This is a genomic window from Lysinibacillus sp. EB106-09-02-XG168 (assembly GCF_058791475.1).
Genome location: NZ_JBYTDN010000003.1, coordinates 965,115 through 990,506 on the forward strand (window position 1 = coordinate 965,115; position 25,392 = coordinate 990,506).

The 25,392-nt window shown below is 38.1% G+C and carries 24 protein-coding genes; 21 read left to right on the forward strand and 3 right to left on the reverse strand.

Going from position 1 to position 25,392, the window contains the following annotated elements; genetic code table 11:
* Window positions 1–158 precede the first annotated feature (158 nt).
* Window positions 159–431: a YlbG family protein gene (locus tag AC3WSO_RS05495; protein ID WP_197141746.1), complete on the forward strand. Its 273-nt coding sequence runs from the start codon at window positions 159–161 to the stop codon at window positions 429–431.
* A gap of 2 nt (window positions 432–433) precedes the next feature.
* Here AC3WSO_RS05495 and AC3WSO_RS05500 read toward each other — a convergent pair whose 3' ends face one another.
* Window positions 434–823: a DUF7147 family protein gene (locus AC3WSO_RS05500; protein ID WP_492529383.1), complete on the reverse strand. Its 390-nt coding sequence runs from the start codon at window positions 821–823 to the stop codon at window positions 434–436.
* A gap of 56 nt (window positions 824–879) precedes the next feature.
* On the opposite strand from AC3WSO_RS05500, the gene AC3WSO_RS05505 reads away from it, so the two are divergent.
* The 4 genes from AC3WSO_RS05505 (at window position 880) to AC3WSO_RS05520 (ending at window position 5,427) form a co-directional block, all read left to right on the forward strand.
* The gene (locus tag AC3WSO_RS05505) at window positions 880–2,307 is read left to right on the forward strand and encodes an RNA polymerase II (protein WP_492529385.1); all 1,428 of its coding nucleotides are present in this window, start codon (window positions 880–882) and stop codon (window positions 2,305–2,307) included.
* 213 nt (window positions 2,308–2,520) lie between these two features.
* Window positions 2,521–3,072 (forward strand): 16S rRNA (guanine(966)-N(2))-methyltransferase RsmD, encoded by a 552-nt coding sequence (rsmD, locus tag AC3WSO_RS05510; protein ID WP_492529387.1) that lies wholly within the window; start codon window positions 2,521–2,523, stop codon window positions 3,070–3,072.
* 102 nt (window positions 3,073–3,174) lie between these two features.
* Window positions 3,175–3,690, forward strand: a complete 516-nt coding sequence (coaD, locus tag AC3WSO_RS05515) for a pantetheine-phosphate adenylyltransferase (protein ID WP_492534255.1) — start codon at window positions 3,175–3,177, stop codon at window positions 3,688–3,690.
* A gap of 168 nt (window positions 3,691–3,858) precedes the next feature.
* Window positions 3,859–5,427: an IS1182 family transposase gene (locus AC3WSO_RS05520; protein ID WP_492529389.1), complete on the forward strand. Its 1,569-nt coding sequence runs from the start codon at window positions 3,859–3,861 to the stop codon at window positions 5,425–5,427.
* A gap of 160 nt (window positions 5,428–5,587) precedes the next feature.
* Here AC3WSO_RS05520 and AC3WSO_RS05525 read toward each other — a convergent pair whose 3' ends face one another.
* The gene (locus AC3WSO_RS05525) at window positions 5,588–6,487 is read right to left on the reverse strand and encodes a hypothetical protein (protein ID WP_492529391.1); all 900 of its coding nucleotides are present in this window, start codon (window positions 6,485–6,487) and stop codon (window positions 5,588–5,590) included.
* Window positions 6,488–6,605: 118 nt separating this feature from the next.
* On the opposite strand from AC3WSO_RS05525, the gene AC3WSO_RS05530 reads away from it, so the two are divergent.
* Complete coding sequence (locus tag AC3WSO_RS05530) at window positions 6,606–7,652, forward strand: SepM family pheromone-processing serine protease (protein WP_492529393.1); 1,047 nt, start codon at window positions 6,606–6,608, stop codon at window positions 7,650–7,652.
* Window positions 7,653–8,162: 510 nt separating this feature from the next.
* Here the strand turns inward: AC3WSO_RS05530 and AC3WSO_RS05535 are convergent.
* Window positions 8,163–9,374: a nucleotidyltransferase gene (locus tag AC3WSO_RS05535; RefSeq protein ID WP_492529395.1), complete on the reverse strand. Its 1,212-nt coding sequence runs from the start codon at window positions 9,372–9,374 to the stop codon at window positions 8,163–8,165.
* 196 nt (window positions 9,375–9,570) lie between these two features.
* Here AC3WSO_RS05535 and AC3WSO_RS05540 point away from each other — a divergent pair, with 196 nt between their 5' ends.
* From AC3WSO_RS05540 to ftsW, 15 genes are all read left to right on the forward strand, one after another.
* Window positions 9,571–10,104 (forward strand): YceD family protein, encoded by a 534-nt coding sequence (locus AC3WSO_RS05540; protein WP_492529397.1) that lies wholly within the window; start codon window positions 9,571–9,573, stop codon window positions 10,102–10,104.
* 24 nt (window positions 10,105–10,128) lie between these two features.
* Window positions 10,129–10,302, forward strand: a complete 174-nt coding sequence (gene rpmF, locus AC3WSO_RS05545; protein ID WP_010858320.1) for a 50S ribosomal protein L32 — start codon at window positions 10,129–10,131, stop codon at window positions 10,300–10,302.
* Between the two features lie 164 nt (window positions 10,303–10,466).
* On the forward strand, window positions 10,467–11,234 hold the full coding sequence (locus tag AC3WSO_RS05550; RefSeq protein WP_492529399.1) for an enoyl-CoA hydratase/isomerase family protein: 768 nt from the start codon (window positions 10,467–10,469) through the stop codon (window positions 11,232–11,234).
* Between the two features lie 110 nt (window positions 11,235–11,344).
* Window positions 11,345–11,722 carry a transcriptional regulator gene (locus AC3WSO_RS05555; protein WP_492529401.1) on the forward strand — a complete coding sequence of 126 codons (378 nt, stop codon included), beginning with the start codon at window positions 11,345–11,347 and terminating at the stop codon, window positions 11,720–11,722.
* A 736-nt stretch (window positions 11,723–12,458) separates the two neighbouring features.
* Window positions 12,459–13,361: a ketopantoate reductase family protein gene (locus tag AC3WSO_RS05560; protein ID WP_492529403.1), complete on the forward strand. Its 903-nt coding sequence runs from the start codon at window positions 12,459–12,461 to the stop codon at window positions 13,359–13,361.
* The gene (locus AC3WSO_RS05565) at window positions 13,358–13,753 is read left to right on the forward strand and encodes a DUF3397 domain-containing protein (protein ID WP_492529405.1); all 396 of its coding nucleotides are present in this window, start codon (window positions 13,358–13,360) and stop codon (window positions 13,751–13,753) included. Before AC3WSO_RS05560 ends, AC3WSO_RS05565 begins: the two co-directional genes overlap by 4 nt.
* 222 nt (window positions 13,754–13,975) lie before the next feature.
* Window positions 13,976–15,592, forward strand: a complete 1,617-nt coding sequence (bshC, locus tag AC3WSO_RS05570; RefSeq protein ID WP_492529407.1) for a bacillithiol biosynthesis cysteine-adding enzyme BshC — start codon at window positions 13,976–13,978, stop codon at window positions 15,590–15,592.
* Between the two features lie 252 nt (window positions 15,593–15,844).
* Window positions 15,845–16,276, forward strand: coding sequence for a division/cell wall cluster transcriptional repressor MraZ (mraZ, locus tag AC3WSO_RS05575; protein WP_079559763.1), 432 nt, complete (start codon window positions 15,845–15,847; stop codon window positions 16,274–16,276).
* A 59-nt stretch (window positions 16,277–16,335) separates the two neighbouring features.
* Window positions 16,336–17,286 (forward strand): 16S rRNA (cytosine(1402)-N(4))-methyltransferase RsmH, encoded by a 951-nt coding sequence (gene rsmH, locus AC3WSO_RS05580; protein WP_492529409.1) that lies wholly within the window; start codon window positions 16,336–16,338, stop codon window positions 17,284–17,286.
* Window positions 17,287–17,655, forward strand: coding sequence for a cell division protein FtsL (ftsL2, locus tag AC3WSO_RS05585; RefSeq protein WP_492529411.1), 369 nt, complete (start codon window positions 17,287–17,289; stop codon window positions 17,653–17,655).
* Window positions 17,652–19,853, forward strand: a complete 2,202-nt coding sequence (locus AC3WSO_RS05590; protein WP_492529413.1) for a penicillin-binding transpeptidase domain-containing protein — start codon at window positions 17,652–17,654, stop codon at window positions 19,851–19,853. The genes ftsL2 and AC3WSO_RS05590 overlap by 4 nt, the downstream gene beginning before the upstream one ends.
* Window positions 19,854–19,911: 58 nt before the next feature.
* The gene (locus AC3WSO_RS05595; protein WP_492529415.1) at window positions 19,912–21,828 is read left to right on the forward strand and encodes a stage V sporulation protein D; all 1,917 of its coding nucleotides are present in this window, start codon (window positions 19,912–19,914) and stop codon (window positions 21,826–21,828) included.
* 124 nt (window positions 21,829–21,952) lie between these two features.
* A complete protein-coding gene (mraY, locus tag AC3WSO_RS05600; RefSeq protein WP_492529417.1) occupies window positions 21,953–22,924 on the forward strand; it encodes a phospho-N-acetylmuramoyl-pentapeptide-transferase in 972 nt (323 codons plus the stop codon).
* Window positions 22,921–24,270 carry a UDP-N-acetylmuramoyl-L-alanine--D-glutamate ligase gene (gene murD, locus AC3WSO_RS05605; protein WP_492529419.1) on the forward strand — a complete coding sequence of 450 codons (1,350 nt, stop codon included), beginning with the start codon at window positions 22,921–22,923 and terminating at the stop codon, window positions 24,268–24,270. The genes mraY and murD overlap by 4 nt, the downstream gene beginning before the upstream one ends.
* A gap of 40 nt (window positions 24,271–24,310) precedes the next feature.
* Complete coding sequence (gene ftsW / locus AC3WSO_RS05610) at window positions 24,311–25,390, forward strand: putative lipid II flippase FtsW (RefSeq protein WP_492529421.1); 1,080 nt, start codon at window positions 24,311–24,313, stop codon at window positions 25,388–25,390.
* Window positions 25,391–25,392 lie beyond the last annotated feature (2 nt).

Sequence of the window (25,392 nt, forward strand, 5' to 3'; positions counted from 1 at the left end):
TAGTGCTCTATTAACTTGCATAAGTGAATGTGAAAATCTTAGTCAACGTTGTATGCTTTTCCATTATAACGGAAAATCGAGCGTTCTGTCAGCTAAACTCTGTTGCTATCATTTTCCGGTCTATGGTATTCTTTTATGTAAGAAATGAGGGGAATACTATGAACGAACGCCAAGGACTAATCGTTTACGTCCATCAATTAAAACATGCGAAGTCTCTTCGAAAATATGGTCATGTTCTTTATATTTCTCGGAGGCAAAAATATGTAGTTCTTTATTGCGAGCGAGAGGAAATTGAATCAATGACAACAAAACTACAACGCCTTCCATTTGTGAAAGACGTTGTAAAGTCTTATCGTCCATTTGTTAAAACTGAATTTGAAAATGCGAAACCAGATAAAGCGAAAGAATATGACTATAAAGCAGGTCTATAATACTATGCTAAAGCTGGTATATAGTGATGAAGTCTCATTATTCCGATTAAGTATTGATAAAATAGTTTTGATTCCGAAAATATAGAAGAGTGCTTTATTTCTACAACAACCGCTTTTCTATCTAGTCGTTTAATACTTTCTTCAAACATTTTTTGTCGCTGTGAAGGCTGCTCTTCATTATAAGGGATGCCTTCTCGACAAATATAAATCGGCATGAATTTACTTTCACCGACTGGTTTTAAAGCGATTGCTAAAGAGGCAAACTTTTTTTCTTCTTTAGTGGATGTAAGTATAAAAGCTTGGTGGAAGCGATCTTGATTAGTTTTCACTATTTCAAGTAGCTCATAAACATCACCATAGCCTTCACCTAATTCTATAAATTGTTGTGGCATGAAAATTGCACATCCTTTCCAATACACATAGTATCATGCTGCGGGAGGTCAAGCACATGAAATTTGCAATGAGTTTTTTTTCCATTCTAGCACTAATCATTACCGGAACAATATTTTTTCAGTACCATGCCTATTCATCTGATTTAGAAGCGGGCAATGGCGAATTCCGTTACTCACAGGAGATAGAAATTGTCTATCGAGAAAATAGCTTGGATATTCGTCAACATTTTAAAAACTTACCAAACCAAAAAGTGAAAATAAAGTGGCCGGAAAATGCAGTGAACCCTAGTTGCTTTATCGATAACGAAAAAAGCTGTGAGCGTTTATCAGAAGAAGTCTCTTATTTTAAAAAAGGAGAGACTAAATCACAATCTGTTTCATACATAATTCCGATTGAGGGTGGCCTAAAAGATAAAATGCTCATCCAAAATGCTTTCGCCACATTATCGAATGGTGAAGCATCTTATTCCGTAGTACACATTTCAACCGATAGTAAAATTGTTGGTCAGTGGATCACGGGATTGCCTTTAGTAGGTCAGCAAAAATTATCACTTGTTAACTATACTATGTTTAGTGGAGATGGTACAGTTCGTGATATTTATTGGCAAAAGGGTAATATAAAAGCACAAGAGCAAAACCCTGTGTTATCTATTTATGCACGAGGAGCTATTTCGAAGGATTTAATGAAGTCATTGGAAAACACCAAGTTTTTGAATGATCAACACATTGCTATTATTCAAGAAAAGAATCCAGTGAAAGAGCATGATGACCGACTTTTATTTATGCCTGAGCTAACTGAACAAGCAGTTGGACAGGAAGTTATACTGTCACAAATAAAGTCACAATATAAGTTTAAAGATTCACCAACATGGTTGCCGGAAGTTGTGGCATCCTATTTAGTGAAGGATACGATTGGTTCTGATAAAGCAAAGAAAATTGTGAAGACGTTAAAAGAATATATGACAGCAGAACAAGAGTCAGCATGGCAAGAATCTTTGGATAATCTTGGGGAAGAGCCGATTTCCCCTACACTAATGGACGATCTTTTATCAAAGGTATTAAATGCAAAAACGTCTTATTTTAAGTTGAATGCGGCCCAAGTAAACGGGACATATCCACTTTTATTTGAGGATGATCGAAATGTTTACGTGAATGATGTTTTGAGAAAAGATGTTCATGTGATTCTTTCTGAAGGACAAGTATTGTATACTGCTGATACATTGTTACCGTATCTAGGATATACGGTTGGTGAAGGGAAAAATGGATATTATATCAATAGTGATAATCGCACATTCCGATTCCCGAAAGAGCCTGGATTTTATGTATTTAATCAACGTAGATATTCTACAATTTCAGAACCAATTATAAAAATTGCCAATCATTATTATGTTGAAGAAGCTTGGCTACAACGATTATTTTTAGTAGAATTACAAAAAAGTGATGGTCGTATCAATATTAAGATGTTAACACAAGAGGAAGAATAAATTTTTGCAGCGGAGGTTCGTCTTTCGCTGCAAAAATACTTTTAACTTCTTTAAAGTGGTGCTAAACACCCGCTGAAATAGAGGAACTCAGTCTAAGAATGCCATGTCCTGTGGAATTTGACTGTGCAAAAGCGAAGCGACAACACAATAAATAATAACAATTTCGCCAAGATGAAATTGTTATATGGAATAAGAAAGTACGGTGATTTGCCTATGAGAGTTGTAGCAGGAGAACGTAAAGGGATGCCATTAAAGGCGATTGTAGGGAACACGACGAGACCTACAACTGATAAAGTTAAGGAATCCATCTTTAATATTATTGGTCCATTCTTTGATGGAGGTATAGCGCTTGATTTATTTGCAGGGAGCGGTGGCTTAGGGATCGAATCTTTAAGTAGAGGAGTTGAGCACGCCGTTTTTATTGAAAAGGATGCAAAGGCGTTCCAAGTACTACAGGAAAACATAAAGAAATGTCGTTACGAGGATTGTTCTGAGCTATTTCGTATAGATGCGAAGCGTGCTGTGAAAGCGCTATTAAAACGTGATATTTCGTTTAAATTAGCATTTTTAGACCCTCCATATCACCACAAAGAATATTATGACTTAGTGCAGATTCTTGTCGACAATGATAAAATTCAACATGATGGCGTAATTTTATGTGAGCATGCAAAAGAAGTAGAATTACCACAGAGGTTTGGGGACTTTGTATTAAAAAGACAAGAAACATATGGCGGAACGATTATATCCGTTTATCTTCATTCGTAGGGTATTCCAATACCCATTGAATAGAGGATCAGACTAAGAGCTTCACATCCTGTGAAAACGCAAGAGTGGCCACGTCATGCAGCCAAGGTGAAATGGATCGTTATGCAAAAGAAAGAGGGGAATAGATTGTCAGAGAAAATTGCTGTAGTTCCTGGGAGTTTTGATCCGGTGACATATGGTCACTTAGATATTATTAAACGAGCGGCAGATGTATTTGACACAGTTTATGTTGCTGTATTAAATAATTCATCCAAGCAGCCATTATTTTCGGTAGAAGAGCGTATGGCATTAATGGCTGAAGTAACTAAAACATTGCCTAATGTACGTATTGAAAGTTCATCTGGACTATTAATAGACTATGCTAAGGAAAAAAAAGCAAAAGCGATTGTCCGTGGTTTACGTGCTGTTTCGGATTTTGAATACGAAATGCAAATTACTTCGATGAACCGTTTTCTTGATAAAAACATTGAAACGTTTTTCATCATGACAAAAAATCAATATTCATTCTTAAGCTCAAGCATTGTAAAAGAAGTTGCGAAATACGGTAGTGATGTTAGCGAGCTTGTTCCTGCTTGTGTTGTAGAAGCTTTGAAAGAAAAGTATGGTTTTAATAAATAAAAGAAACTAAGAGAGGCTGGGACAAAACCCATCTTTAAACTAAAAAGCCGGTGAAATTTTACGATCAATAAAATTTCACCGGCTTTAAATATTTTTCATAAAAAAATAAGGACCACTTCTGATAAAATTAAGTCACCACAACAAAATTATACAGAAAGAAGGATCCTTATGTTTAAAGATTATAACATGAATCAATTAGTTTTGCCTTTAGATTTAGAAGTAGAATTACAAAAGAATGATATTGCCTTCCATGTCCATCATTTAGTCGAAAGTATCCCGCCTGAAGCGTTTGAACCATTCCTTCGAAATGAGGGATGTCCTGCCTACCATCCACGCATGATGCTTAAAATTATCTTATGTGCCTACACGCAATCTGTCTTCTCAGGGCGCAAAATTGAAGCACTTTTAAAAGATAGTCTTCGGATGATGTGGTTAGCTCAAGGGCATGAACCAACCTACCGCACAATCAACCGATTCCGTGTCCAGCCAGAGGTAAAAGAGTTGATTCGTCAATGCTTCGTTCAATTCCGCTGCCAACTGGTACAGGGAGAATTAATTGACCAGGAAGCTATTTTTATTGATGGAACTAAGATTGAAGCGAATGCGAACAAATTTACATTCGTCTGGAAAAAGTCGATTGAGAAATATCATAACGGACTAATTGAAAAGTCAAACCAGCTATACGATGAGCTGCTTGAAAAAGAAATCATACCAGAAATTGAACGGGAAAATGAAAAGGAACTGGCATTGGAAGACCTCGCTCAAATGGTCGAAAAAGTAGATGAAGTGATTTCGGAATATGATCAAAAAATTGAGGACTCATCGGATGTAGCAGAGCGAAAGGCTTTAAGAACGGAACGGAAATTCCCAAAGCAAGCCCGCAAACAATTAATCGACTATATTGAACGCAAGCTAAAATATCAAAGAGACTTCGAAATCTTTAACGTACGGAATAGTTATTCGAAAACAGACCCGGATGCGACATTTATGCGTATGAAAGATGACTATATGAAAAATGGACAATTGAAGGCAGGTTATAACATACAAGTGGCTACAGAAGGTCAGTATGCGCTTGCCTACAGCATTTTTCCGAACCCAACGGATACACGTACATTAATCCCATTTTTAGATGAAATCGAACAACATTATTTTAAGTTACCAAAACACATCGTCGCAGATGCCGGATATGGCAGTGAACAAAATTATGATGATATCCTTTCGAATCGTAAGCGAGAAGCCTTAATCACTCACAACATGTATTTAAAAGAACAGAAAAAAAAGTATAAGCAAAACGAATTCAATACAGCAAACTGGGATTATGATAACGAATATGATCGATACACTTGCCCAAACCAACAACAGCTTGTATTAAAATATCGTACCACGAAAAAGGATAAGTATGATTTCACGCGTGAATTTAAGGTATACGAATGTGAAGACTGTTCCGGATGCCCCCTCCGTTCATTATGTACAAAAGCCAAAGAAGGAAATAATCGTAAGTTAATAGTGAATGAGAAGTGGGAACAACAAAAAGAATATGTGAGAGTAAAGCTTTCAGAAGAAAAAACAAGTACCATTTATCGTCAACGCAAAATTGACGTGGAACCAGTTTTTGGATTCTTGAAGGCTAATTTGCGTTTCACCCGATTTTCTGTACGAGGAAAATTGAAGGTTGAAAACGAGATGGGCCTTGCATTAATGGCCGTGAATTTAAGAAAATTCACAGCCATTAGCTAAGAGCTATATGGAGACAACATAAAAAATAGAGAAATCCGAATTTGAATTCATTCAAATTTGAATTTCTCATTAATTGAAGCTAGTTATGTCCCAGCCTCTTATTTTAGTTTGAGGAGCAATTTGTTTCCTGCGTATAATGCTGAACCATGCAGATGATTATTTATTTTAAGAAAAAAAGAGCATAAATAGTAGGTACAATGATTATGCTAAGTAGGCGGAATTTTATATAGGGTCGAACAGACAGCTTGGCTGATTTTGCAATGACGAAAATTTGTAAGTGAATGCTTATACTTTGCATGGTCAACAACATAACAACTAGTAATGGCAAATACGAAAGATTTGGAAAAGCTGAGACGGTCATTTTAAGACCATTTGTAACTTCTAGAATTGCGGCTATGGAAAGTTCCGCTGCGTAGGGAAGGTTAGGTAGCAGTGAATCTAAGCCTTGTTGGACAATCGTCTGGATGGTAGTGAAAAAAATTATTGTCGTTCCAACTAATAGTATTGTCGGAGCTGTTTCTTTTATGCTTTCAGAGAATGGTGCTGTATTCAAAGATGTATTGTGTATTGAGATGCTAGGAGGGTCTGTTTTACGAAATAAAAAGTAACCAGTTAGTAAGCAGCAAATATTAAAACTATGTAGTAAACATAAAAACAACCATCCGAACGTATTACTGTGTAATAAATCAAGGCCTACAAAGCCTAGCACGAAAAGAGGGCTTGGTGCATGACATACGGCTAATAAAAAATTTGCTTCTTTAGCGTGTAATTGCCCACTGTTTTTTAAGTAAACAATAGTTGTTGCTCCTGACGGATATCCTCCAAGTGCACTAATAATGTAGGCTTGTACGTATAAAGAAGCTCTTTTTGTTTTCGTGCGCATAGGAGCCGTTAAACGGAGAAGCCATTGCGTTAAAATAAGATAAGGTAATAAATACGGGAATAGAGCATCCATAAAAAGGTTTAAACCTAAATCAGTACCTGTATGAGCTGTTTGTGGGAATAACAAGAGTAATAGAATAAGAACTATGCAAATCGCTATTTGAATTGTCGCGTACATGTTATCATCTCGTTTCAACTTTTTGTCATTCACATAGGCAAATGCTAAAATCAATATATGTAAAAAAGGCAAAAAAATGAACGTAAGGTTTTGCAAGCGTCCTAGGAGGTTTTTTCTTATGAAGAAAAAAATTAGTATTTATGCAATGTTATTAGTCGTGATTTGTTTTTTTATGTTATACCGATTAGACGCTTATATTATGAAGCCTGGAAGTGCTTATGATGTCAGTGAATTTGTTAACGTTGAAAATAGCCACACGAATGATAAAGGTTCCATGAGCTTAATGACGGTGGCTATGCAGCAAGCTACGCCTTTTTCGTATCTTTGGGCAAAAACTCAAAAATACCAAAAATTAATGGATATTACCCAAGTTCGAAATCCGTTAGAGGATGAAGAGGAATATAATGTTCGTCAGCTTAAATTAATGACTGATTCTCAATTTAATGCAAAATATGTAGCTTTTCAGAGGGCTGGCCTTCAAACAAAAATTCTTTTTAACGGTGTTTTTGTATTAAATGTCCTTGAGGGCGGTGCTTCGGAAAATTTATTAAAAGCTGGTGATGAGATTATTGAAGTTGATGGACAGAAAATTAGAAATCAACAAATGCTTGTAGATCTTTTAAAGCCGAAGCAGCTTGGAGAGAAAGTGACAATTCAATTTATACGTAATAAAAAAGAACAAGAGGTAACGATAACATTAAAGGAAATCCCTAGATCAGAAGAAACAAGGGCTGGTTTAGGTATTACTTATGCTGAAAGTAAATCTATTGAAACAAATCCGAATGTGTCAATGAAAACTGAGGATATTGGAGGTCCCTCTGCTGGACTAATGTTTACTTTAGAAATTTTAGACCAACTTCTCGAAGAAGATTTAACGAAGGGCTATGCTATCGCTGGGACAGGAGAGATGCTGGTTGACGGCACTGTTGGAAGAATTGGTGGAATAGACTATAAAGTCATTGCTGCTGATCGTGATGGTATGGAAATCTTTTTCGCGCCAGATGATGAAATTACTCCAGAAATGAAAGCTAAATATCCTGAGTTAGAATCAAATTATGCAACAGCAGTAAAGGTAGCGAAAGAAATTAAAACAAAAATGAAAATAGTTCCGGTTAAAACTGTGGATGATGCAATCGAATATTTAAAACAGCTACAGCCCAAATAAGAAATAAAAGAGGCTGGGACAAAACTGGTCAAAACCTTAAAAAGTGCGAGAAATCAATTTAGAAACGTTGATTTCTAGCGCTTTTTTGATGTGAAAAATTTTTATACGCAAATTATTAGTACGGTCAGATAGTATAGCATGAAGGTAGATGTCGATATTTTTCGAAAGTTGGTCGATAAACAATCAAAAGTTCTTGATAAATCTCAAAACTGCAGCTAAAAAATTTATTGTGTTGAAAAATAATATGAATGTTGTTGTGTTTCAAATGAAAGTGAATTCCGTTCCAAGCTATATGCTTTCTTTTTAGGTCGATCCTCTTTTATGGAAATACCCACACTGTGACGAAAGCAAAGTGGCTCATCGGACGCCCTCAGGAAAGCGCCCAGTCGGAACGGAAATCAACCCCTCATTTTGCCCGAGAGCCATCTATGATACCTTTCATTTCATTGACACAACATAAAAGGATGCTAGAAAAATTTCTGGCATCCTTTTATTGTGATCTTCTATTACTTAAAAACGAATGGGTGGTGTTTGATAATCTTTAGGCAAACTTTGCCCTTTTGATCTTTGCTCTATACTTAAATTGTATACCTCTGCTGCATGAATATCTACAGCAAGCATCGCATCATCCATAGCTGCAACACGACTGATTAAAGGTAAAGGTATGTTTTTTTTATGCATGCCTAAATACGCTTGTCCCTGCTTACTCATACCAAGTAAACGTATACTAGAAGGCGCATCAAAGCTTTGCAATTGTTCCTTTGTAAATCCAGTATAAATGTGCGTGAGCATACGTTGAAGTCGTGTCCAAGTATAGCGTTTAGATTTAATTTTCTCCATAAAGCTGCCGAATGAATGACTCGTTTTCGCTGCTTTAATAAGTGCATTTTCAATGCCTTCTGTTACCTCCGCATAGCGCGTCAGTTCACTAGGTGTGTGCCGAATAAGTGTAAACTGTAATAATGGCCAAAAAGTTTCCCAACTTGCAAATTCACCATATTTTCCATGCCAATCCGCTAAATGAATGAATGATGCTTTAGGTAGAAACTCTTGCACATTTTGTAAAGCACTTGTTGTTGCTAGTGCCTTGCGTATTCCTGTGGCGCTAGCAATGGATGCACCTTCTTGTATAGCGTCATGGTAACCTGCGACGATGCGAGGGATTGTTAAAGGTTTAATGTTACTAGCTAAAGTTTTGGCAGCCTCAATGTAGTGAAAACCAAGTATATTGTTCGGTTGACCTAAATCAATGTATGCAGCAGGGAACTTTTGAGAAAGCTGTTCATAGGCGTAATGTAGACTTTTAGGATAGCTTGCACCCGTTTTAAGGCTTTCTTTAATAAGAGCGTTATATTCAGTGCGGTGACTATCAATGAGTTGAAACGTATTCATAAAGGGTTGTATGGAGCCATCTTCGCTTCCAAAAGCAAAAGAATCGCAACCAATTCCAGAAAGTAAGGAGATGGCTCCTTTTGCGAAATCAGTTGCAGGTGCGGTACTATATACGTAAGGTAGTTCAATGACAATATCGACACCACCTGCGAGAGCCATTTTTGTGCGTGTCCATTTATCGACCATGGCTGGTTCACCACGTTGCAAAAAATCCCCACTCATGACAGCGATGACAATATCCGCTTGTGCTACTTTCTTTGCCTGTTCCAAATGATAGGCATGTCCATTGTGAAAAGGATTGTATTCAACAACTATTCCGACTGCTTGCAAATGTAAGCCCCCTTTATCTATATCATTTGCTTCTCGTTCTAAGGAGCATTTTTGCTTAAATAGAACGGTTTGGAGCAAATACACATTTAATAATATATAATTATAGGTGGGTTTTATTGTGGTGACAAGAAATTATCTTGACATCTATTTTTACACATTATATAATCAACAGTGTTGTCTCGAGGTGATTAAACGAATGAAATGGTCAATTCATCAATTATCTAAATACCGCCAAAACGGGATGCCAATCGATGCCTATGTCCAGTTGGACGAGGTGATGGAGCGAAACCAGGATATTCGAGCAATTTCGCCCGTTCATGTAAAAGGGCTATGTACTTTCGGTGCATCGCAAATGACATGTCAGCTAACAGTGACAGCGACGTTAACACTTCCATGTGCACGCACGTGGGAAGACGTTGAGTTTCCTATCGAAGTTGAGACAGTTGAGATTTTCAGCTGGGTTGACGAAGAAAATCGTGGGGAGGATGGCGGAGATATTCACTACATAGTTGGTGAAGTAATCGACATGAAGCCGGTTCTTGAGGAGTTAGTGCTTCTTGAAGTGCCTATGCAAGTGTTCAAGGAGAATACCGAAGGGCAAGTGCATGGTGGTAAAAACTGGTCTTACGCAACAGATGAAGACGTTCAGCTACACAAAAAAGCTGACGAAAAAAAAGTGGATCCAAGACTGGCTGATTTAGCTAAGTATTTTGATCAAACAGACGAATAGACGATCTGTAAGGAGGTGCCATCAATGGCTGTACCATTTAGAAGAACTTCTAAAACTGCAAAAAGAAAGCGTCGTACGCATTTCAAACTATCTGTACCTGGTATGGTAGCTTGCCCAAACTGTGGTGAAGCAAAATTATCACACCGTGTTTGCAAAGCTTGCGGACAATACAAAGGTAAAGAAGTAGTAAGCAAATAATTCAGTGTTTGCTCACGTCAAAGGCTAGTAAAGAGACCATGGCTCTTTACTAGCCTTTTTGTTGACTAGAAAAGACGGAATCTTTCGGCAATAACGAAAAGATATATAGTACTATAATAATTGTATGATACAATTTATCCATCGGGACAAAGGGGGAGAATAGTATGGCTTATATAATTGATAACAAAGATGGTATTATGACGTTTACGATTGATCGGGAAGAAAAAAGGAATGCGGTTAATGATGGGGTGATGGACGGGCTTCAAGAAGTCATTACATATATTCGACATCATGATGATGTCCGTTTTTTAGTCGTGACGGGTGCGGGAGATAAGTCATTTTGCTCAGGGGGCGATTTATCTGAATTTCATTCGCTTGAAACGGAGGATGAGGCGTTCGGGATGCTGAGTAAAATGGGCAAAATATTATACGACCTTGCGACTTTGCCTGTGCCGACGATTGCGTTAATTAATGGAACAGCGGTTGGTGGAGGCTGTGAGATTGCAACAGCTTGCGATTTTCGTCTAGTGGCAAGTCATGCGAAATGTGGTTTTATACAGGGGACATTAGCAATTACGAGCGGCTGGGGAGGCGGTACATACTTATTCGAACGTGGGTTACGCCATGATCGTGCAATGAAGATGCTAGTCGATGCGAAGCCTTATCCAGCAGAATTGCTATATGAAATTGGCTGGGCAATGCGCGTTTTCGAAGGTTCAAAAGAAGAGGCGTTGAAAGATTTTATCGAACATATGCGCAAAATTCATCCTTCTGTTCATAAGGCTTATAAAGAAATTGAGCTTCGAAAGTGGCGTGAGCGTAATATGTATGAACGTGTTATGGAGGAAGTTCGTACATGTGCGAAATTGTGGGAAAGTGAAGCTCACCACGAGGCAGTTGCTAATTTTCTAGCAAAGAAAAACAATCAATAATGTATAACGGCAGTGATTATAACAAAACTTAATCACTGTCTTTTTTATTTCGATGATTCTATTTTGCTCGCCCATGCATATAGTAGTAAAAAATGCGAGGGTGATAGATTATGGAATTGAAAAAAAGAAAAGATCAATGGACAAAGGAAGACGATGAAAGATTAGCAGAAATCGTGTTGCATAATGTGCAAAATGGTAAAACACAGCTAGAGGCTTTTGAAATGGCTGCTAATGAACTAGGTCGTACAAAACAGGCATGTGGTTTCCGTTGGAATAAAACATTACGTAGTCAATATAGTCAGTCACTACTAGCTGTACGAAATCAGCCGCAACAATCTATGCGAAGCCATTTAAAATTGGCATTAACAAGTTTCGATGAATTAACAGAGGCCTATCAAAGTCTCGAAATGAGACACCGTGAATTACAGAACGAGCATGAAAAACTAGTGAAATGGTTACAGCAAGGATATTCTTTAATGAAAGATTAAAATAAGGAATCAGATGAGGGTTACAAGTGTGGTAGAGTAAGTTACTTAGAAAGAATATAAGTTAGATTAAAACATAATGCTGTGCTAAGTGAATTTATAGGCAGTAATTTATCTGTTCCGAATGCGAAGCACCAGGTACAAAATACACACCTTGAAATGTAACGAAAGTAAAGAAGTTATGTGTACGAGTAACTGCCCGTAAAAGTCCGATTGATGAAGGGTAATGATTAGTGGAAAAAACCTGCTGATTAAAGTTTCACTTTATATATTGTCGTAAACACTTAGCCAATCTTGTATAATAAAAGAACCTGCATAGGAGGTGCCTTAGAAATCATTCTAAGGCACCTCCTTCTGTAGAGTGGGGCGAAATGGATTGTATTATGATGGACGGTAGCGGCTATTCAAACATTCGCTGAAATAGAGGAACTCAGTTTAAGAACGCCCCGTCCTGTGGCAACGACTGAGTGACCAACATCTTGTTGGCCCGAAGCCTCGGCGGATGTCACGGAATCGGAATGGAGTTCTTAGGGGATGTTAGTATCGCATCTGTGCGATAACGGGTGACTGACCTGCATCGGTAAAAACGCCGCGTCCTGTAGCATTACCGAAATGACTGACATCGTGTAGGTTCTCAAGCATGTGGGAGTGCAAAGCTGATTCCGGACGTAATTATGCTGAGAGAGGGCGTTCACTTATGTTTGATCGTCCGTTTTAAATGTGGGAGGTGTGATGTATTGTGGGTGTAACGATTATTGGTGCCGGGGCTGTAGGGCAGTTAACGGCAAGTTTTATAGCTGAGTCTGGTATATCTGTTACGTTGGTTGCGAGAAGGCAGGAACAGGTAGATGAACTTCATGCAAATTATTTAACACGAGTGAATGTTGATGGAACGAAAATTGTACAAAAAGTTGCTTCAACTACGAAATTAGAGGAACTACCACGACAAGATTTAATTGTAATTGCTGTTAAATATGGTCAATTACAAGAGCTTTACAAACAATTATCTGCATTACCGAGTACGGTGCCGTTGTTGTTTATGCAAAACGGTTTGGCGCACTTTGGCGAGGCGCTACGTTTGCCACAAAAGAATATTGCTTTTTGTTCTGTGTCGTTCGGTGCTCAATTGCTCAATCAGACAACTGTGCAACATAGAGGTATAGGTGCTTGTAAAATTGCGATAGAGCGAGGAGATAGTGATGCGTTTGACGATTTGTTACAACTAAGAAATTCCTTATATCCAGTTGAACTAGTTGCTAATGCAGAACAAATGTTATTTGAGAAAGCTGTATTCAACTGCTTAATTAATCCATTGACGGCTATACTGCAACTAAAGAATGGAGAGCTAGTTACGAATAAGCAAGCGTTTCTATTAATGCGAACTCTTTACCGAGAATTTACGGAAGCTTTTGAAGGCGTAGAACGAACTATACCTTTTTTCAAGGTGATAGACTTATGTGAACAAACAGCAAGTAATACATCCTCTATGCTAGCGGATCGGGTGCAAGGAAGGAAAAGTGAAATTGACACGATTGCTGGAGTAATACTAGAAAAAGCTCAAGCGAATGGTCGTGATTTGCCGACTTTACGTACTTTATATCACCAAGTACTTGCGATAGAGGAGAGCGGTGAAAGACGTTGAAAGATTTTTTACATATTATGATAAGTGTCATTATTATTTGTCCAATCCTCCTTTTTGTGATTGTCTATTTATTTGGTCGAAAGGTTAAAATTCGAGGCACTCATGCTTTTGGGGTAGCGTCGGACGTGACAACATTGTGTTTGTATTTTTCAGTACCACTAGCAATTAGGGTGCTGTGGAATGTCGATGTTAGCGCACTATTAATTACATTGACGGTAGTGATGGCAATAATTTTTACATATATTGATTGGCGAACAAAAAAGGAAATTGAAGTAAAACCGCTACTTAGGAAAATTTGGCGCTTTCAATTTTTAGTACTAAGTACGGCGTATATTGTTATTTGTTTAGTAGGTGTTATTCGATCTGTTATAGAATATTTACAGGCAGTCTAAGCATTTTCTTTTCATGTTGAAGCCATAAGCGTTAAAATAATAGCATTATAAATTGTTTTTTTTAGTAATAACTCTAGATGTGCAAAAATATGAAGTGAAATTCCAAAGCACTTAAGCGTTTGAGGTTTGTTGAAAATTGTTACTTAACTTTTTTCTGGGAGTTTGTTTTATTTTGCTTATTAAAGAGTAAGAAGATGATTTAGGTAGAGGAGTTTGTGTTAAATGAAACTGGAGTCAATCCAAGTACCCATAAAAAACCGTTTGCTAGCAGATTATTGGTCACCGAATACTGCCATCCGTGAGTTTTTTGAATACGAATATAACGATAAATCTTTTGAGAAACGTGCGCAATATCTAGATCAGCATGCGTATGATCAAAAAGAATTAACAGCCATCATACGTCAATTTATGGAGCCTCTTGGTATTTCGAAGAAAGCGAATGAACATTTGCAACAACTAGAGCAAGGAGCTGTTACGGTTGTTGGTGGGCAACAAGCAGGTATCTTAACAGGCCCTCTTTACTCGGTGCATAAGGCGATTTCGGTTATTGCATTAGCGAAAGAGCAAAGTGTAAAGCTACAGCGACCGGTTGTACCTGTTTTTTGGATAGCTGGAGAAGATCATGATTTAGAGGAAATTAACCATACGTATACAGTACATGGTGTAGATATTAAAAAACGTGCATACGGTGAACGCTCAAGACGTAAAACAATGGCTTCTGAAACAAGAATAAACAAAGAATCCATGACACAATTAATAAATACTATTATGAAGGATATGGGTGAAACAGAATTCACTGAAATGCTTATTAAACAATTAGTAGATACTCTAAATAAGAGTGACACGTTTACGGACTTCTTTGCGCAACTTATGAACCACTTGTTTAAAGATGAAGGTTTATTGATGATAGATGCAGCGGACTTTAAATTCCGTCAATATGAGAGTGGGAATTTTGCCCGTATCATTCATAAAAATGAAGAAATTGCTAGAGTGGTAACGGAGAAGGAAGCGGAGCTTGAACGTGCAGGTTATGGCCAGCCTATTTTGGCAACAAACGAAGCTGCCAATTTATTTTATGTAGAAGATGAAGAGCGTCATCTTTTAGAAAGAAAAAATCAGCATTTTGTCAATCTAGCTGCCAATATCAAACTATCTCGTGAAGAAGTTTTAAAAATTGCTGAAGAACATCCTGAGCAGTTAAGTAATAACGTTGTGACGCGTCCGTTAATGCAGGAAATGACATTGCCTGTGCTGGCATTTGTTGGTGGACCAGGGGAGCTTGCCTACTGGGCGACATTGAAGGATGCATTTTCAGTATTAGGCTTACAAATGCCGATTTTTGCTCCACGTCTTCATATTACACTTGTTACACGTCACGCAGAACAACTTTTACGTGAAAATCGTTTAACTGTTGCTGAGGTTTGGGATGGTAAAGTGTTGCAGCTTAAAGAGCGGTATGTCGCTGACGTACAAGACACTGAAGCGAAGCGTCAAATTCAAACGATGCAACGAGATCTTTTAGAAAAATATGATGCACTTCAACTTTATTTAGAAGAACAACAGCTATTATTAGATAAAATACTTGAGAAAAATAAAGAGAATCACCTAAAGCAATTTGAGTATTTACAGCAAAAGGTTGAACAAACTGTTCTTAACAAGCATGAAACGACGATCCGAAAATTTATGACGTTACAAAATGAGCTGTATCCAAATGAGGGGTTCCAGGAAAGAACTTATAGTCCATATCAATATTTTAATGAGTTTGGGCCTATGTTAATTACTGAAATGCTGAAACAAAATTATAGCGTTGGCAATCACCACTATATAATTTATTTATAATCCAATATTTGTATCTATATACCTAATTAATAATTTGATACAATGTGAATTTGATGGATAATGTCGATATAAATAGTAAATAGAGAGCTATCCTACTAAGGATAGCTCTTTTTTTGAGTCATTTAGCACGGTTCCAATAATTTGTTAAAGGCCTAATCGCACATTAATTGTTAAAATGTCAAGTTTTTTTTAAAAAAAGTGGAGGAAAGTGGGGGGATGTGGTACATTATTTAATAAAGTGGGGTGAATAGCATGTTCATGGGAGAATATCAACACTCTGTTGATGCAAAAGGACGATTAATCGTGCCCGCAAAATTTCGTGAAGCCTTAGGTGAAACGTTTGTTGTAACACGCGGACTTGATAATTGTTTATTTGGCTATCCTATGGATGAATGGCGAAAACTCGAAGAAAAATTAAAGGGCTTACCGATGACCAAAAAAGATACACGTGCATTTGCAAGGTTTTTCTTTTCTGGAGCAACGGAAGTAGAAATAGACAAGCAGGGACGCATTAACATTCCTTCAACTCTGATGCAGCATGCACATCTTGTGAAAGAATGTGTCGTGTTAGGAGTTTCGAATCGGATTGAAGTATGGGCGAAAGATGCTTGGGAGACTTACTTTAGTGAGTCGGAGCAATCCTTTAATGAAATTGCAGAAAATATGATTGGCTTTGATTTTTAACTTTTTTAGACACTTAAGTGTCAGCTAGATGAAGTTAAGGCCTGAAGGGAGCGAGTGGTATGTTCGATCATACAACCGTGTTATTAAGAGAAACAGTTGATGGGTTGAACATCGATCCTGATGGTGTGTATGTGGACTGTACGTTAGGTGGGGCAGGACACAGCGAATATTTAGTACAACAATTATCTGAAAAAGGGCGTTTGATTTGCTTTGATCAAGATATGACAGCTATTAACAATGCAAAAATTCGATTAGCACCTTATATTGACCGTGTGACATTCGTTCATTCGAATTTCCGCTATTTAAAAGAAGAGCTATTAGCGATTGGTATTGAGCAAGTTGATGGTGTTTTATATGATTTAGGCGTATCTTCACCACAGCTTGATACACCAGAACGAGGCTTTAGTTATCACCATGATGCACCTTTAGATATGCGCATGGATCAAACGGCATCCCTTACAGCATTTCATGTCGTAAATGAATGGGCATATGAAGATTTAGTACGTATATTTTTCCGTTATGGGGAAGAGAAATTTTCAAAACAAGTTGCTCGAAAAATCGAAGAGGCACGTAAGGTAGCACCGATTGAAACAACTGGCCAACTTGTAGAACTTATTAAAGAGGGTATTCCAGCAGCGGCTCGCCGTAAAGGTGGACATCCAGCGAAGCGCATATTCCAGGCAATACGAATTGCTGTTAACGATGAGCTAGGCGCAGCAGAGGATTCATTAGTCGATGCGATTGATATGATAAACGTAGGTGGACGCATTAGTGTCATTACGTTCCATTCATTGGAGGACCGCCTATGCAAGACTATTTTTAAGGAAGCGTCATCATTACCGGAATTACCACCGAATTTACCAGTAATTCCTGATGACATGAAGCCAACTTTAAAGCTTATCACGAGAAAGCCGATCGTTCCTTCTGATGAAGAACTAGCTGTAAACAATCGCGCTCGCTCAGCAAAGCTTAGAGTGGTAGAGAAAATTAACGACAAAGGGAGTGAGTAAATGGCAGCAGTTCGTGTAAGGCAGCACCAGCAACAGCAAGTGCAACAACCAATAACACCCCCTAGCCCACAACCCACTATCAAACGTCGTAAAAAATCGAACCAGAAGTTTGAAAAAACAATGCTAATTGCATTAGTTAGCATTATCGCTGTAATGTCAGTACTAGTGTTAAATAAGCAAGCAGCCATTCAGACAACCAGCATGGACATTCAAAAAATCGAAACTGAAGCAGAAGAGATTACTAAACAGAATGTTGACTTGACAGTTCGTGTAAGTGAACTGTCTACATACGAAAACATATGGAACAAAGCTAAAGAACTCGGTTTAACTCAAAATGAGAAAAATGTAAAGGTAGTGCCGGGAGAATGAAAAAAAAGAGATTTCGATTCCAATGGGGAGCCTTTCTATTATTGATTTTTTATGGAGGGCTCTTTTTTCTATTGTTCACGAGAATGGTGACGTTACAAGCGACAGGTGAAGTGGAAGGTCAAGAGCTTGCGGCAAAGGCAGCTGCAAAATATAGCAAAGAAAGTGTAATAACAGCAAATCGGGGGAAAATTTTTGATGCAAATGGACAAGTTATTGCGGAGGATACACTTAGTTATCGACTAATCGCAATTGTCAATAAAGAGGCCACGACGAATTCAAAAAAACCTCGACATGTAGTAGATCCAGAAAAAACTGCAAAAATATTAGCAGAATATATCCCTATAGACGAAAAGAAAATCTATCAACAGCTTACTAGAGTAAAAGATGATGGTGAAAAGCCTTATCAAGTTGAATTTGGCGGTGCGGGACGTGGATTAAGTCATGAGACGATGAGTAAAATCAAAGCTGAGAATTTACCAGGGATTTTATTTGTAAACGATTTAAAACGTTATTATCCAAATGGTATTTTTGCCTCGCACTTAATTGGTTTCGCACTAAAAGAAGAAAATAAGGATCGTACTCTTACAACAAAAGGGAAAATGGGTCTTGAGCTTACTTACAACAAAGAACTAACTGGAAAAGACGGTAAGGTAGAATATGAGACAGATGCTTTCAGTTATTTATTACCGAATAGTGAAAAGATGGTGACACCTGCTAAAAATGGTGATGACATTTATTTAACAATTGATAAAACAATTCAAAGCTTTTTAGAGGAAGCGATGACAGCGGTTGAAAAGGAATATAACCCTGAAGGGATGACAGCTATAGTAGCAGATCCGAAAACAGGTAAAATCCTAGCTATGTCACAGCGGCCTACGTTTAACCCTGATACACGCGAAGGCGATAATATGAAGTGGCTGAACGAAGCTATTGAAGAGACTATAGAACCAGGTTCGACGATGAAAACGTTCACGCTCGCTTCGGCTATTGATACAGGGGTTTGGAATCCAAATAAAACGTATCCGTCAGGTCAATACAGAGTCCATGATCGTGTAATTAAAGATTACAATAGAGTTGGTTGGGGGTATATTACTTATTTACAAGGCTTCCAACGTTCATCCAATACTGCAATGGCACACTTATTAAAGCTTATTGGTGAGGATGTCTTTTTTGACTATTTAGATCGATTTGGATTTGGTAAAAAAACAGGTATTGATTTACCGAATGAAGCATCAGGAAAACTTTTATCCAAATATCCAGTAGAACGAGTGACAACAACGTTCGGTCAAGGTTCTACGGTAACGCCGATTCAATTAATTCAAGCATTGACAGCGATTGCGAATGAAGGGAAAATGATGCAACCATATGTGATTGATCGGATTGTTGACCCTTCGACAGGAAAAACGATTAAAAAGCATGAGCCGGTTGTCAAGGGAAAACCAGTTTCAGCTGACACAGCGAAACAAGTAAAAGAAACCCTTGCATCTACGTTAACAGCTGACGATGGTTCAGCGAGGGCTTTTATTCTTGATGAATATGAAGTTGCAGGGAAAACAGGTACTGCCCAAATTCCTTTAGGAAATGGTAGGTATTCATGGGGATCAAATGAATTTCTATATTCTTTCTTAGGGATGGCTCCTGTAGATGATCCTCAGCTCATTATGTATGTCTCTATAAAAAGGCCAAAATTAAAGGGTGAAGCTGGTTCTATACCAGTTTCAAAAGTATTTAACCCTGTTATGTTAAATAGTTTAAAGTATTTAAATGTTAACCCTGAGGATGTAAAGCAAGTTGACGATACAAAAATACAAGATTACACAGGTCAAAGTGCTGAAGCTATACAAGTAGAGCTTCAGAATGATGGTCTGCAGCCAATTATTGTTGGTGGTGGCGGTAAAATTATTGACCAATATCCAAAAGGTCCACAAAAACTTGTGAAAGGTAATTTTGTGTTTTTAAAGACAGCAGGCGATGTAGTACTTCCAGACTTCACTAACTGGTCGTTGCGTAATGTACTTGCTTTTAAGGCATTGGCAGAGTTAGAACTTGAAGTCGTTGGAGAAGGCTTTGTAGCTAGTCAAAGCGTCTCGGCAGGTACTGTAATTTCAGATCGTTCACCGATTGTCGTGAAGCTGAAAACGCCAGCTGAAAGCTTTATCAAAGATGTAGAGGCCCCAACTGAGGGTGAAACTGAATAAAGACTGAATAGAAGCCCACTTTATTTCATACGTTGTAAAAAACAAGGTGTGATGTCGAATGAAGTGGATTTCTATCCATTCCAAAAAGCGTTTGCGTGTTTTATATGTATTGTTTATGTTTGTAGCCGTTGCGATTATTATTAGGCTTTTCTTCTTGCAAGTATTAGATCAAAAAGAACTGACAAAGAAAGCCGAAGAGAATTGGGACCGAGAAATTCCTTTTGCCAATGAGCGAGGGCATATTACTGACCGTAAGGGGAAAAATATTGTCACAAATAAGCTTGCACCAACTTTATATTTCATGCCTTCTCAAAGTAAGGATATTGAAGGTGCAGCGGCAAAAATTGCACAAGTTTTAGGTGTAGATGAACAAAAGCTTTTGGAAAAAATGAAGAAGAAAGTGTACTTAGTAAAGCTGGCACCAGAAGGGAAAAATATTCCTTATGAAAAAGCAGTTGAGTTACAAGGTATGCAAATTGAGGGATTATATAGTGGTGTCGATTATTCAAGGGATTATCCATATGGTACCCTACTATCTCGTTTTTTAGGTTTCACAGGCTATGATGCACAAGGTTTAGCGGGAATTGAATATGAATACGATAAGCTGTTACAGGCTAATTCTTCGGCTATACGAATCTTTACAGATGCGATAGGGAATAATTTACCGAATGTAAAGAGTGCCTGGAAGGCTGGTGAAGATGGCGCAACGATCGAGCTAACGATAGATGTAGATGCACAACAGGTCGTTGAACGTGAATTATCACAGGCGATGAAGCGTTATGATGCTGACCAAGCAATGGCCATTGCTATGAATCCAAACAATGGCGAAATTTTAGCATTAGCCTCATACCCTACCTTCAATCCGGCAGAATATCAAACGGTAGAGCCCGCTATCTACAATCGAAATTTACCGGTTTGGATGACATATGAGCCAGGGTCAACGTTCAAAATCATAACACTCGCCGCAGCACTGGAAGAAAATGTAGTGGATTTAGAGAAGGATACTTTTTATGATCCAGGCTATTCAATGGTTGCGGGAGCAAGATTGCGTTGTTGGAAGCGAGAAGGTCATGGATCTGAAACCTTCCTTGAAGTGGTAGAAAATTCTTGTAACCCTGGCTTTATTGAATTAGGTCAGCGAATAGGTAATGAAAAACTACTACAGTATGTTAAAGATTTTGGTTTTGGTACAAAAACAGGTTCTAACATTGCTGGTGAGGCTTCAGGGATTTTATTTTCCAAGGATGCTTTTGGACCTGTTGAGCAGGCCACAACTTCATTTGGCCAAGGGGTTGCCGTTACACCAATTCAACAAGTGCAAGCAGTAGCCGCAGCAATAAATGGGGGCAAGCTGTATACGCCATATGTTGTGAAGAAGGTTTTTAACCCTAATACTGGGGACGCTATAAAAGAGACTAAACCAGAAGTTAAAAAACAAGTTATTCGTGAGGAGACGTCTGCAAAGGTTCGAGGTGCATTAGAATCTGTTGTAGCAAAGGGCTCAGGACGTCAAGCTTACCGAGATGGATTACGAATAGGTGGTAAAACAGGTACGGCACAAAAGGTAGAGAATGGCCGTTATAAAGACGGTGAATATATCGTATCGTTTATTGGCTTCGCACCTGCGGATAATCCGCAAATTGTCGTATATGTAGCAGTAGATAACCCGAAAAAGGGAACGCAGTTTGGCGGTGTGATAGCAGCTCCAATCGTTGGTCAAATTATTGAAGATATTGCACCTTTTGTTGGCATTGAAAAATCGAAAGAACAGCTTGAAAAGGATTATCGATGGGGTGACCCAATCACTGTGAAGGTACCAAGTTTTATTGGTCAAACGAAGGACGATATTGCCAAGCAACATTATCCATTCCGCATTGTATGGCATGGGGAAGGGACTAAAATTGGCAATCAGCTGCCTGAAGTGGATAGTGTTATCAAACAAGATGGCACCATTCATCTTTATTTAGAAAACTAATTAACTTTACCTTTAAAAAATGGGAAAGAACCACTATTATTATGAAGGGTAGTAATAAATACATGAAAGTTTGTGCTTTTTTCTCCAAGAAGAAAGTGAAACAAGATTTAAAGGAGATTTTTCAATGAAACTCGCAACAACGCTTACCATTTTAGCTCTTGCTTTTATAGTAACAGTTATCCTGGCACCAATTTTTATTCCACTTCTTCGCCGATTAAAGTTCGGTCAAAGTATTCGTGAGGAGGGGCCAAAATCCCATATGAAGAAAGCTGGTACTCCAACAATGGGGGGCATTATTTTCTTAATTGCCATTATCCTCACTACTGTTGGAGTAGGTAGCTATTTAGATTTATTTACAACACAAACCATCGTATTGCTACTAGTATTAGTAGGGTTTGGGTTAATCGGCTTGTTAGATGATAGCTTAAAGGTTGTTTTTAAACGTAATTTAGGACTAACATCACTTCAAAAGCTTATTGGTCAAATTGTCATTTCAGTCTTGGCTTATTTCTTACTACATGGATCGTTTGATACATCAATTGCAATACCATTTACAGATTGGACGATCGATCTTGGTATTTTCTATGTAGCGTTTTTAATTTTCTGGCTAGTTGGCTTCTCAAATGCAGTGAATCTAACAGATGGCATAGATGGGCTTGTAGCGGGTACTGCATCCATTGCCTTTGCAGCATTTGGTGTTATTGCTCTGTTCCAAGAGCAAGCTGATATCGCCTTATTTACATTTGCAGTAACAGGTGCATTATTAGGGTTTTTACTTTTTAATGCGAATCCTGCAAAAGTATTTATGGGAGATACAGGTTCTCTAGCATTAGGTGGAGCATTAGCTATGGTCTCTGTTTTAGAAAAAGCAGAATTCTTACTGTTATTAATTGGATTAGTGTTTGTTATTGAAACATTATCGGTTATTTTACAGGTAGGTAGCTTCAAACTTCGTAAAAAACGTATTTTTAAAATGAGTCCGATTCATCATCATTTTGAATTATCAGGTTGGTCAGAGTGGAAGGTAGTACTTGTCTTTTGGTCAACAGCTTTAGCAGTAGCATTGATTGGAGTTTTATCGGAGGCGTTCTTATGAGAAATTTTACAGATTTACAACATAAAAAAGTCCTTGTTTTAGGTCTAGCTAAAAGTGGTGTGGCTGCGGCTGAGATTTTACATGAGCTTGGCGCCTTTGTGACGGTTAATGATTCAAAACCATTTGACGAAAGCCCAGATGCGCAAGGTCTATTGCAAAAGGGGATTACAGTTATTTGTGGGCGTCATCCAGAAGATTTACTAGATGAGGGCTTTGAAATAGTTGTGAAAAATCCAGGAATTCCTTATAGCAACAAAATAGTAGCAGATGCAATAAGCCGTGAAATCCCTGTTTGGACAGAAATTGAGCTTGCTTATTTAATTAGTGAAGCGCCATTTGTCGGTATTACAGGGTCAAACGGTAAAACAACTACGACAACGTTAATTTTCGACATGCTGAATAACGGTAGTTTAAAACCGTTAATTGCAGGGAATATAGGAACAGTTGCTTGTGGTGTTGCAAGAGAAGCACAAAAGGATAATGTAATTGTTACAGAGTTATCATCCTTTCAATTAATGGGAACTAAAACGTTTAAGCCGAAGATTGCTATATTAACAAATCTTTATGATGCACATCTTGATTATCACGGGACATTTGATGACTATGCTGAGGCAAAATTTGGTGTTACACGTAATCAAGATGAAAGCGACTATTTTATTTATAATGCTGATCAGCCGGTTGTTGTTGGCTATGCAACAAAATCAAAAGCTCAAAAGGTACCATTTAGTTCTAAGGGACGCACGGATGAAGGAATTAGTGCGGATGACACAACAATTTATTGGCAAGGTGAGCCGTATTTAGATCGAGCGAATATCGCTTTGCCTGGTAAGCATAACTTAGAAAACATTTTAGCAGCTGTCGCAGCTTGTATTTTAGTTGGCTGTGACAAAGCTAAAATGGAAGAAGTGCTAGCGAAATTTGGAGGCGTTCGTCACCGTACTCAATTTGTGCGTGAATGGAACGGACGGAAAATTTACAACGACTCTAAAGCAACAAATTGCTTAGCTACAAAAAGTGCTTTAGATGCATTCCAGGCGCCTGTTATTTTACTTGCAGGTGGATTAGATCGAGGACATTCGTTTGAAGAATTGCGTCCATGTATGAGCCATGTAAAAGGTGTTGTTGCCTTTGGAGAAACAGGACTACGTTTTGTAGAATTTGCAAAATCATGTGGTGTACAGCAAACTGTCATTGCCCAAAATGTTGAGGATGCAGTACACTATGCTGCGCCGATGTCAGCAGAGGGCGATGTTATTTTGCTATCTCCGGCTTGCGCAAGCTGGGATCAATATGACAGCTTTGAAATAAGAGGCGATGTTTTTATTGATGCTGTAATGAAGCTGTAACGAGCCTGTAACTATTTTAGAATATACTTGACTTGGAAGGATGGCATTACTGAGAGGGAAAGAAAGCTATTTATTGCTCGTCACAACATTGATGCTTTCAATAATCGGCATTATTTTCGTCTATTCTGCAGGTACCTATTGGAGTGCCGTTCATTATAGTGAGAAAATGCCGTTTTATATGAAGCAAAGTCTATACTTTGCCGTAGCTATTGTAGTGTTTTTAATTACTGTTCGATTAAATATTTTGAAAGAGCAGTCCTTTTGGAAAATGGCCTATATATTTTCGTTAGTTTTACTAGTCCTTGTACTTATACCGGGAATTGGACTTGTACGAAATGGTTCTCAAAGCTGGATTGGCGTAGGTCCCCTAACAATTCAGCCAGCTGAACTGGCGAAAATCACCGTCATTGTATACATGAGCCATATTTTAGCGCAGCATAAAACGGGTACGTCGATTGTTAATTGGCGGCATGGATTGATCTTATTATTGCCTGTTGTACTTATTATGCTACAGCCCGATTTTGGTTCAGTTTTTATTCTTGTTGTTTCTGTGTTTTTATTGTTTTTTGTGGCAGGCTATCCTTTAAAGCTTTATGCAATGTTTATGATTGTTGGAATTGCTGGATTAGTAGGTTTGATTGTCACAGCGCCATACCGACTAAAGCGAATTGAGGCATTTATTGATCCGTGGGTCGATCCTTTAGGAAGTGGGTTTCAGGCTGTGCAGTCGTTAATGGCTATAGGTCCGGCTGGGATTTTCGGGCATGGCTTTGGACAAAGTAGGCAAAAGTTTTTATATTTACCCGAACCACAAAATGACTTTATTTACGCAATAATCCTTGAAGAGGTCGGATTATTTGGGGGACTTGTTATTTTAGCACTTTTCGTACTGACGATTTATGCAGGCTATAAATTTGCGGTGCAGGCTAAAACAAGAACATCTTATTACGCGATCATCGGACTTGTAACAATGTTAGCCGTACAAGCATTTCTAAATATTGCAGTAGTGATTGGTTTAGTACCTGTAACAGGGGTCACATTGCCTTTTATCAGCTATGGAGGAACATCTTTAGTAACAATGTGGCTAATAATAGGTATTATTTATCAATTAGCGAAATAAAT

Bases quoted from the DNA above. Each gene is read 5' to 3' on its own strand.
- AC3WSO_RS05495 (WP_197141746.1), top strand. From the start codon at position 159: ATGAACGAACGCCAAGGACTAATCGTTTACGTCCATCAATTAAAACAT.
- AC3WSO_RS05500 (WP_492529383.1), bottom strand. From the start codon at position 823: ATGCCACAACAATTTATAGAATTAGGTGAAGGCTATGGTGATGTTTAT.
- AC3WSO_RS05505 (WP_492529385.1), top strand. From the start codon at position 880: ATGAAATTTGCAATGAGTTTTTTTTCCATTCTAGCACTAATCATTACC.
- rsmD (WP_492529387.1), top strand. From the start codon at position 2,521: ATGAGAGTTGTAGCAGGAGAACGTAAAGGGATGCCATTAAAGGCGATT.
- coaD (WP_492534255.1), top strand. From the start codon at position 3,175: ATGCAAAAGAAAGAGGGGAATAGATTGTCAGAGAAAATTGCTGTAGTT.
- AC3WSO_RS05520 (WP_492529389.1), top strand. From the start codon at position 3,859: ATGTTTAAAGATTATAACATGAATCAATTAGTTTTGCCTTTAGATTTA.
- AC3WSO_RS05525 (WP_492529391.1), bottom strand. From the start codon at position 6,487: ATGTACGCGACAATTCAAATAGCGATTTGCATAGTTCTTATTCTATTA.
- AC3WSO_RS05530 (WP_492529393.1), top strand. From the start codon at position 6,606: ATGAAGAAAAAAATTAGTATTTATGCAATGTTATTAGTCGTGATTTGT.
- AC3WSO_RS05540 (WP_492529397.1), top strand. From the start codon at position 9,571: ATGAAATGGTCAATTCATCAATTATCTAAATACCGCCAAAACGGGATG.
- rpmF (WP_010858320.1), top strand. From the start codon at position 10,129: ATGGCTGTACCATTTAGAAGAACTTCTAAAACTGCAAAAAGAAAGCGT.
- AC3WSO_RS05550 (WP_492529399.1), top strand. From the start codon at position 10,467: ATGGCTTATATAATTGATAACAAAGATGGTATTATGACGTTTACGATT.
- AC3WSO_RS05555 (WP_492529401.1), top strand. From the start codon at position 11,345: ATGGAATTGAAAAAAAGAAAAGATCAATGGACAAAGGAAGACGATGAA.
- bshC (WP_492529407.1), top strand. From the start codon at position 13,976: ATGAAACTGGAGTCAATCCAAGTACCCATAAAAAACCGTTTGCTAGCA.
- mraZ (WP_079559763.1), top strand. From the start codon at position 15,845: ATGTTCATGGGAGAATATCAACACTCTGTTGATGCAAAAGGACGATTA.
- rsmH (WP_492529409.1), top strand. From the start codon at position 16,336: ATGTTCGATCATACAACCGTGTTATTAAGAGAAACAGTTGATGGGTTG.
- ftsL2 (WP_492529411.1), top strand. From the start codon at position 17,287: ATGGCAGCAGTTCGTGTAAGGCAGCACCAGCAACAGCAAGTGCAACAA.
- AC3WSO_RS05590 (WP_492529413.1), top strand. From the start codon at position 17,652: ATGAAAAAAAAGAGATTTCGATTCCAATGGGGAGCCTTTCTATTATTG.
- AC3WSO_RS05595 (WP_492529415.1), top strand. From the start codon at position 19,912: ATGAAGTGGATTTCTATCCATTCCAAAAAGCGTTTGCGTGTTTTATAT.
- mraY (WP_492529417.1), top strand. From the start codon at position 21,953: ATGAAACTCGCAACAACGCTTACCATTTTAGCTCTTGCTTTTATAGTA.
- murD (WP_492529419.1), top strand. From the start codon at position 22,921: ATGAGAAATTTTACAGATTTACAACATAAAAAAGTCCTTGTTTTAGGT.
- ftsW (WP_492529421.1), top strand. From the start codon at position 24,311: ATGGCATTACTGAGAGGGAAAGAAAGCTATTTATTGCTCGTCACAACA.